Here is an 8,418-nt window from a genome sequence, read left to right as displayed (position 1 = left end):
CCAGCCCGGGGGGCGGGCCGGCGATGGCGCGGCGGCTTCGCCTTGATTCCGCGCTTCCGATCGCTCGGGCCTCGCCGCAAACGACTGACCCCAGCGACCCGCAGGGGCCGTGGCACCAATCCCGCGCGTGCTTTGAGCGAGGGGCCGCCCAAAAGCTCCAGCATCAGCCCCTCGCCTCGCACAGCGCGCACCCGATTGCCCGCCGCTACAGAAGCACCGCCCGGATCGCGTAGGCCACCGCCCCCACCACGGCGACACCACCGAGGTAGAGCGCCACGAACCACCCGAGCTTGCGCAGACGCTCCGGCATCAGTGATAGCCCTCGCCCGGCTTCAGCTTGCCGCGGAACACCCAGTAGGCATAGGCGGTGTAGGCCAGAATGATCGGCACCAGCACCACCGCGCCCACCAGCATGAAGAGCTGCGAGCTCTCCGGCGCCGCCGCCTGCTGAAGCGTCACCGAGGGCGGGATCACGTAGGGCCACATCGACACGCCAAGCCCCGCGAAGCACAACAGGAACAGCCCCAGAGACAGCACGAAGGGCAGCCAGTCCGGCCCCTTGCCCGAGGTCAGCGCGCGCGCCAGCCACAGCGTCAGCACGCCCACCAGCACCGGCACGATGGCGACCTCGAGAATGCCCGGCCAGGCCAGCCAGCGCTCGAAATACGCGGTCTCGAGGAAGGGCGTCGCGGCGCTCACCGCGACGATGCCGGCCACCGTCACCAGCCCCGCAATGCGTGCCAGCCAGCGGGCGCGCTCCTGCAGCGCGCCGTCGGTCTTGAGGTTGAGCCAGCAGGCCCCCAGGAGCGCGTAGCCCGCCACCACGGCGCCCCCGCAAAGCAGGGTGAAGGGCGTCAGCCAGTCCCACCAGCCGCCGGCATATTCGCGCCCCTCGACGGTGATGCCCTGCAACAGCGTGCCCAGCGTCATGCCCTGCGCCAGCGCCGCCACGGTCGAGCCGCCCATGAAGGCCATGTCCCAGCTCCAGCGCGAGAAGCGGCTGGTCGAGCGCCAGCGAAACTCGAAGGCCACGCCGCGGAACACCAGCGCCAGCAGCATGGCGATGATCAGCGGGTAGGTCGCCGGCAGGATGATCGCGTAGGCCAGCGGGAAGGCGGCGAAGAGTCCGCCGCCGCCCAGCACCAGCCAGGTCTCGTTGCCATCCCAGACCGGTGCGACGGTGTTCATCATCAGGTCGCGGTCGTCCTTGCGCGGGAAAAACGGGTAGAGGATGCCGAGCCCGAGGTCGAACCCGTCGAGCACCACATAGACGAACACGGCGAAGGCCAGGATCAGGGCCCAGATGGTGGTCAGGTCGATTGCCATTGCGCGTCCCTCCGGCTCATTCCGCCGGGGCCGCGCGGCCCCGATCCATCTGTTGCTGCGGCGTGATGCCGGCGGCCCGGGTCGGGCCGGGCTCGGCACCGGCGTCGTCCTCGCCCATGTCGGGCGCGCGATGCATGAGCCGCAGGATGTAGAGCACCCCTGCCCCGAACACCGCGAAATAGATCACGATGAAGGCGATCAGCGACCAGCCCACCGCGCTCGCCCCCAAGGGCGAGACCGCATCGGCGGTGCGCAGCTGGTTGTAGACCACGTAAGGCTGCCGCCCGACCTCGGTGGTGATCCAGCCGGCGATCACCGCCACGAGCCCCGAGGGCCCCATCGCCACCATCGCGCGCCAGAGCCACGGCGTGGCGTAAAGATGCCCGCGCCAACGCGCATAAAGCCCCCAGAGCCCGGCGCCCACCATCAGAAAGCCAAGCCCGACCATGACCCGGAAGGACCAGAAGATCACCGCCACCGGCGGCTCTTCGTCGTCGGGCACCACGTCGAGCCCCTCCATAGCGCCGTTCCAGCCCTTGCCGAAGATCACCGAGCTCAGATGCGGGATCTCGAGCGCGTAGCGCATCTCTCCCGCCGCCTGATCGGGCAGGCCGAAGAGGATCAGCGGCGCACCCTCCGGGTGGCTCTCGAAATGGCCCTCCATGGCGGCGATCTTCACCGGCTGATGCTCGAGCGTGTTGAGTCCGTGCTCGTGACCCACCATGACCTGCAGCGGTGCCGTGACCACGATCATCCACATCGCCATCGAGAACATCCGCCGCACCGCCGCGTTGTGCGCCCGGCCCCGCAGAAGCTGCCAGGCGCCCACGCCACCAACAAGGAAGGCGGTGGTGAGATAGGCTGCCGTCAGCGTATGCGCGAGGCGGTACGGGAAGGACGGCGTGAAGACGATCGCCCACCAGTCTTCGGGGATGAACTGCCCGTCGGCATTCATCCCGAAGCCCTGCGGCGTCTGCATCCAAGAGTTCACCGACAGGATCCAGGTGGCAGAGATCGCCGTCCCCACGGCAACCATCGCAGTCGCAAACATGTGAAGCCCCGGCCCCACCTTGTTGCGCCCGAACAGCATGATCCCAAGGAAGCCTGCCTCGAGGAAGAACGCCGTCAGCACCTCGTAGGCCATCAGTGGGCCGACGACCGGCCCCGCGAGATCCGAGAACACCGACCAGTTGGTGCCGAACTGGTAGGACATCACGATGCCTGAGACCACGCCCATGCCGAAGGCGATGGCGAAGATCTTCACCCAGAAATTGAAGACGTGCAGGTAAACCGCGTCTTTGCGCCACAAATACAGCCCGTTAAGCACCGCGAGATAGCTCGCCAGCCCGATGCTGATCGACGGGAAGATGAAGTGGAACGACACCGTGAAGCCGAACTGGATGCGTGCCAGCAGCGTTGCGTCGAGGCCGAGGAATGTGTCCATGCCGGGTCTCCGTTTGCTCGTGCGGCACGACCTAGAGCGGATCTCGCGCCCCGCCAGTCGCCGAATGCGGCATCGCGTCGCGCAGAAGCCTCACTTTTCACGTCGAGATTGCGCTGGAACAGAGTTTTGTGATCCTTCCGTGACATGTATCGCTCGTGGCATTATGTGGGGGCCATCTCTCCCAATACCGGATTCGGAGCTGCCCTTGTCCGAGCGCCATATGCCCCCCGCCCATCCCTTCGATTTCGATGCCGTAGATGGCGACAAGCTGCACGAGGAATGCGGGGTCTTCGGAATGATCGGCGTCACCGACGCCGCCAACTTCGTCGCCCTCGGCCTGCACGCGCTGCAACACCGCGGCCAGGAGGCCGGCGGGATCGTCTCCTACCATCCCGAGCACGGATTCAACTCGGCCCGTCGCTTCGGCTATGTCCGCGACAACTTCACCAAGCAGTCGCTGATGGAAACCCTGCCCGGCGCGCTGGCCATCGGCCACGTGCGCTACTCGACCGCCGGCTCCAAGGCGGCGCAGATCCGCGACGTGCAGCCGTTCTTCGGCGAGTTCTCGATGGGCGGTGCGGCGATTGCCCATAACGGCAATATCACCAATGCCGATGCCCTGCGCCGCGAGCTGATCGAGCGTGGCTCGATCTTCCAGAGCTCGTCGGACAGCGAATGCATCATCCACCTGATGGCGCGCTCGCTGCAGCGCGACATCCCGGCCCGCATGGAAGACGCGCTGCGCCGCGTCGAGGGCGCCTTCTCGGTCGTCGCCATGACCCGCACCAAGCTCATCGGCGTGCGCGACGCGCTCGGCGTGCGCCCGCTGGTGCTCGGCAAGGTCGGCGACGGCTGGTGTCTGGCCTCCGAGACCTGCGCGCTTGACATCATCGGCGCCGAGTTCGTGCGCGAGATCGAGCCCGGCGAGATGGTGGTGATCACCGAGAAGGGCGTCGAGAGCACGCATCCCTTCCGCAGCCGCAACTCGCGCTTCTGCATCTTCGAGCATGTCTATTTCTCTCGCCCCGATTCGATCATCGGCGGCCGCTCGGTCTATGAAACCCGCCGCCAGATCGGCGTCGAGCTGGCCCGCGAGGCGCCGATCGAGGCCGATCTCGTCTGCCCGGTGCCCGACAGCGGCACCCCGGCGGCGATCGGCTACGCCCATGAGAGCGGCATCCCCTACGGCATGGGGATCATCCGCAACCAGTACATGGGCCGAACCTTCATCGAGCCGACCGAGCAGATCCGCAATATGGGCGTGCGCCTCAAGCTCAACGTCAACCGCGCCCTGATCCGCGGCAAGCGCGTGGTGCTGGTCGACGACTCGGTGGTGCGCGGCACCACCTCGCGCAAGATCAAGGAGATGATCCTCGATGCCGGCGCCGCGGAGGTGCATTTCCGCATCGCCAGCCCGCCCACCGCCTGGCCCTGCTTCTACGGCGTCGACACGCCCCAGCGCGAAAAGCTGCTGGCGGCGACCATGTCCGAGGACGAGATGTGCGAGCACCTTGGTGTCGACTCGCTGAAGTTCATCTCGCTCGACGGTCTCTACCGCGCCGCCGGCGAGGCCGAGGGCCGGAACAACAGCTGCCCGCAATATTGCGACGCGTGTTTCTCCGGCGAGTACCCGGTCGAGCCCGCCGACATGATCGAGAAGGGCTTCAAGCTCAAGGCGGCGGAATAAACGTCGCATCGGCGCGCAGCCGCCTGCGCGCCGGCTTCGTCTTGCCGGTTTTCCGCCGATCCCGCGCGACGTCACGTCGGCGTGACCGCCTCCCGGCTTTCCTGACTGGCCTGCCTTCTTTATCAGCGGCCCATCCTTTGGGGACCAGACAGGAGGATGGCCAGAATGGCTCAGGAACAGACCCCCCGCAACGTGGCAGAAACCGCCACCAGCTCCGCCAACCTGCCCAACAGCGGGCCGATCCTGCTCGGCGTGTTCGGCAATGAACAGGCGCCCGAGGCGCTGGTCCGGCTGCCCGGCGGCCGGCTCGACACCGTCTCGCTCGGAGATCGCGTCAGCGGTCGCGAGGTGGTGGCGATCGACGAAACCCGTATCGCGCTGGCGCGGAACGGAAAGGCGACCTGGCTGGAACTGCCCGGCGGACGTTGACAAACCCCGCGGCGCGGGCCAATGGGGCGGGCATGACCGACCAGATTGCCATCGTCACCGGCGCCTCGCGCGGCCTGGGCTTTGCCCTCGCCGAGGCGCTCGCGCCCCGCTACCACGTCGTCGCCGTCGCCCGCACCGTTGGCGGGCTCGAGGATCTCGACGACCGCATCAAGGCCCGCGGCGGCAGCGCCACGCTGGCGCCGATGGACATCACCAAGCAAGACGCCATGGCGCAGCTCTGCCGCTCGGTCTTTGACCGCTGGGGCGGCGCCGCGCTCTGGGTGCACACCGCGATCCACGCAGCCCCTCTGGCGCCGGCCAGCCACATGGAGCCCAAGGACTTCCAGAAGGCGCTCGACATCAACGTCGCGCCGATGGGCTATCTTGTGCCCTTCATGGCGGCACTGCTGGCCGAGACCGGTCAGGCGCTGTTCTTCGACGACCCGCACGCGGGCGCGCGCTTCTACGGCAATTACGGTGCCACCAAGGCCGCGCAGATCGCCCTGGCCCGCTCGTGGCAGGTCGAAAGCACCAAGACCGGCCCGAAGGTGCAGATCCTGTCGCCGCGTCCGATGAACACCACCACCCGGATGCGCTTCCACCCGGGCGAGGACAAGGACGCGCTGGCCACGCCCTATGCCGAAGCGGCGCGCCTGCTTGCTGAGGCCGGTCTCGCCTGAGATCCCTGCGGCAGCCTGCGTGACAAAGGCCGGACGCCTCCGGCGGGAGTATTTTTGACGAAGAGAAGCCAGGGGCACTGCGCTCGTGTCTTCTCTGGTTTCGAAATACCTCGGGGGTGAATTGGCGCAAAGCGCCAAGAGGGGGCTGGCCCCCTGCCCCCCCCCCCGCCAAAGAGCGGTTTAGCGGGTTTTCCGGTGGCTACCATTCACACCCTGCGCATCTTGCCTCTTAACACCGGCCCTGCGATCCCCTATCTGCCCCTGCATGACACAGAGATTGCACATCGTTGGCGGCGGCATGGCCGGATCGGAAGCCGCCTGGCAGGCCGCGGAGGCGGGCATTGCCGTGGTGATCCACGAAATGCGCCCCAAGGTCGAAACCTTCGCCCATCGCACCGGCGACCTCGCCGAGATGGTCTGCTCGAACTCGTTCCGCTCGGACGATCACGAGCAGAACGCCGTGGGCCTCCTGCACTGGGAGATGCTGCAGGCCGGCGGCTTGGTGATGCGCCAGGCCTACACCCATCGCCTTCCCGCGGGCGGCGCGCTCGCGGTCGACCGCGATGCCTTCTCAGCCGGCGTCACCCAGGCGCTGCGCGCCCATCCCAATGTCTCGGTCTCCGACGAGGAGATCACCGAACTGCCCGAGGATGGCCAGTGGATCTTTGCCACCGGCCCCCTGACCTCCGCCGCCCTCGGCGACGCCATCGCCCGCGAGACCGGCGCCGATGCGCTCGCCTTCTTCGACGCCATCGCCCCCATCGTCTATTTCGACAGCATCGACATGGACGTGGCCTGGCTGCAATCGCGCTACGACAAGGGCGAGACCGAGGAAGAGCGCAAGGCCTATATCAACTGCCCGATGACCAAGCCGCAATACGAGGCCTTCATCGACGCGCTGCTCGCCGCCGACAAGACCGCCTTCCACGAGGGTGAGACGGCGGGGTATTTCGACGGCTGCCTGCCCATCGAAGTGATGGCCGAGCGCGGCCGCGAGACCCTGCGCCACGGCCCGATGAAGCCCATCGGCCTGACCAACAGCCACAAGCCCGAGGAAAAGGCCTATGCGGTGGTGCAGCTGCGCCGCGACAACGCGCTCGGCACGCTCTACAACATCGTCGGCTTCCAGACCAAGATGAAGTACGGCGCCCAGACCGAGGTGTTCCGCATGATCCCGGGCCTCGAGAAGGCCAAGTTCGCCCGTCTCGGCGGCATCCACCGCAACACCTTCCTCAATTCGCCCACCCTGCTAGACCGCCAGATGCGGCTGCGCTCGAAGCCCAATATCCGTTTCGCCGGCCAGATCACCGGCGTCGAGGGCTATGTCGAATCGTCCGCCATGGGCCTCGCCGCGGGCCGCATGGCCGCATCCGAGATCCTCGGTAGGTCGCTGCCCGAGATCCCGCAGGACACCGCCCATGGTGCGCTGATCCACCACATCACCGGCGGCGCCGAGGCCAAGACCTTTCAGCCGATGAACGTCAATTTCGGCCTGTTCCGCCCGGTCGACGGGCTCAAGGGCGGGCGCCGCGGCCGCAAGGATCGCTACAAGGCCTATACCGACCGCGCCAAGTCCGAGTGGACCGCGTGGCTCGCCGCACAGGAGGTGCCCGCATGAACTATGTCCTCGCGCTGTTGCTGCCGCCGCTGTCGATCCTGTTCACCGGGCGGCCGATCCTGGCGATCGTGGTGTTCCTCGTCTGGGTGCCCGCGATCATCTTCTCGGGCGGCCTGACCCACCCGATGTTCATCCTGCTGGCCTGGATCCTGATCTACCAGTCCGGCGAAGAGCGCCGCACCCGCCGCATCGAGCGCGCCTGGCGCGACGAGGACTGAGCGAGGACGCCCGATAGGGCGGACCGACCGCCGACGATGTCCGCCCCCAGCAAGCGCCACCCGTCACGCCACCGTGACCCAAGCTTGCCGCCGCACCGGACACCGCCTAGGGTCGCGCGCCATGATCACCCGCTTCGCCCCCTCGCCCACCGGCCCGCTGCATCTCGGCCACGCCTACTCGGCGTTGCTCAACCACGACATGGCCAAGGCGGCGGGCGGCATCTTCCTGCTGCGCATCGACGATCTCGACCGCAGCCGCTCCCGTCCGGACTGGGAGGCGCAACTCAAGGACGACCTGCGCTGGCTCGGCCTCCACTGGCCCGAACCCTGCCGGCGCGAGTCAGAGCATCTCGGCGCCTATGACGACGCGCTCGACCAACTCTGGGAGATGGGCCTGCTCTACCCCTGCCGCTGCACCCGCCGCGACATCCGCGAGGCGCTCTCGGCACCGCAGGAGGGCGCGCCGCTCACCGGGCCGGACGGGCTGATCTACCCCGGCACCTGCCGCCCCCCCGCGCCGCCGACCGGCCCGCGCCCGCGCGACACGACGCTGCGGCTGAACATGTCCCACGCCTGCGCGGCCCTCACCAGCCCCCTGCGCTTCGAAGAGACCGGCGCCGGACCCGAGGGCGAAACCGGCCAGATCGAAACCGCAGCGGACAAGATGACCTCGACCATCGGCGACGTGGTGCTGGCACGAAAGGAGATGGGCGCCGCCTACCATCTGGCGGTGGTGATCGACGACGCGGCCCAGGGCATCACGGACGTGATCCGCGGCCGCGACCTCTTCGAGGCCACGCGCATCCACGTCCTGCTGCAGCGCCTGCTCGATCTGCCGACCCCGCGCTACCACCACCACCGCCTGATCCGCGACGAGGCCGGCAAGCGCCTCGCCAAGCGCGACGACGCCCGCGCCATCGCGCTCTACCGCAACGAAGGCCGCAGCCCGCAAGAGATCCGCACCATGGTCGGCCTCTGACGCCACGCCCCTGTCTTCTCTGGTTCAAAAATACCTC

At 67.8% G+C, this 8,418-nt stretch carries 9 protein-coding genes; 6 read left to right on the top strand and 3 right to left on the bottom strand.

Annotated features, from left to right (window positions below):
• Positions 1–205: 205 nt before the first annotated feature.
• From AC6RA4_RS20765 to AC6RA4_RS20755, 3 genes are read right to left on the bottom strand one after another with little or no spacing between them, the layout of a single operon-like run.
• Positions 206–310: a DUF2474 domain-containing protein gene (locus AC6RA4_RS20765; protein ID WP_500163575.1), complete on the bottom strand. Its 105-nt coding sequence runs from the start codon at positions 308–310 to the stop codon at positions 206–208.
• Positions 310–1,326, bottom strand: coding sequence for a cytochrome d ubiquinol oxidase subunit II (cydB, locus tag AC6RA4_RS20760; protein ID WP_500163573.1), 1,017 nt, complete (start codon positions 1,324–1,326; stop codon positions 310–312). Before cydB ends, AC6RA4_RS20765 begins: the two co-directional genes overlap by 1 nt.
• 16 nt (positions 1,327–1,342) lie before the next feature.
• The gene (locus AC6RA4_RS20755; protein ID WP_500163572.1) at positions 1,343–2,770 is read right to left on the bottom strand and encodes a cytochrome ubiquinol oxidase subunit I; all 1,428 of its coding nucleotides are present in this window, start codon (positions 2,768–2,770) and stop codon (positions 1,343–1,345) included.
• Between the two features lie 220 nt (positions 2,771–2,990).
• Here AC6RA4_RS20755 and purF point away from each other — a divergent pair, with 220 nt between their 5' ends.
• The 6 genes from purF to gluQRS all read left to right on the top strand — a co-directional run bounded on the left by purF (position 2,991) and on the right by gluQRS (position 8,381).
• Complete coding sequence (gene purF / locus AC6RA4_RS20750; RefSeq protein ID WP_500163577.1) at positions 2,991–4,457, top strand: amidophosphoribosyltransferase; 1,467 nt, start codon at positions 2,991–2,993, stop codon at positions 4,455–4,457.
• A 165-nt stretch (positions 4,458–4,622) separates the two neighbouring features.
• A complete protein-coding gene (locus tag AC6RA4_RS20745; RefSeq protein ID WP_500163570.1) occupies positions 4,623–4,886 on the top strand; it encodes an amidophosphoribosyltransferase in 264 nt (87 codons plus the stop codon).
• A gap of 32 nt (positions 4,887–4,918) precedes the next feature.
• Complete coding sequence (locus AC6RA4_RS20740; RefSeq protein WP_500163568.1) at positions 4,919–5,566, top strand: SDR family NAD(P)-dependent oxidoreductase; 648 nt, start codon at positions 4,919–4,921, stop codon at positions 5,564–5,566.
• A gap of 265 nt (positions 5,567–5,831) precedes the next feature.
• The gene (trmFO, locus tag AC6RA4_RS20735) at positions 5,832–7,184 is read left to right on the top strand and encodes a methylenetetrahydrofolate--tRNA-(uracil(54)-C(5))-methyltransferase (FADH(2)-oxidizing) TrmFO (protein ID WP_500163567.1); all 1,353 of its coding nucleotides are present in this window, start codon (positions 5,832–5,834) and stop codon (positions 7,182–7,184) included.
• Complete coding sequence (locus tag AC6RA4_RS20730) at positions 7,181–7,402, top strand: hypothetical protein (protein ID WP_222605511.1); 222 nt, start codon at positions 7,181–7,183, stop codon at positions 7,400–7,402. The genes trmFO and AC6RA4_RS20730 overlap by 4 nt, the downstream gene beginning before the upstream one ends.
• A 121-nt stretch (positions 7,403–7,523) precedes the next feature.
• Positions 7,524–8,381, top strand: coding sequence for a tRNA glutamyl-Q(34) synthetase GluQRS (gene gluQRS, locus AC6RA4_RS20725; RefSeq protein WP_500163565.1), 858 nt, complete (start codon positions 7,524–7,526; stop codon positions 8,379–8,381).
• Positions 8,382–8,418 lie beyond the last annotated feature (37 nt).

It is taken from the genome of Salipiger sp. (assembly GCF_059781815.1).
This window is presented reverse-complemented; position numbering and strand designations above follow the sequence as displayed.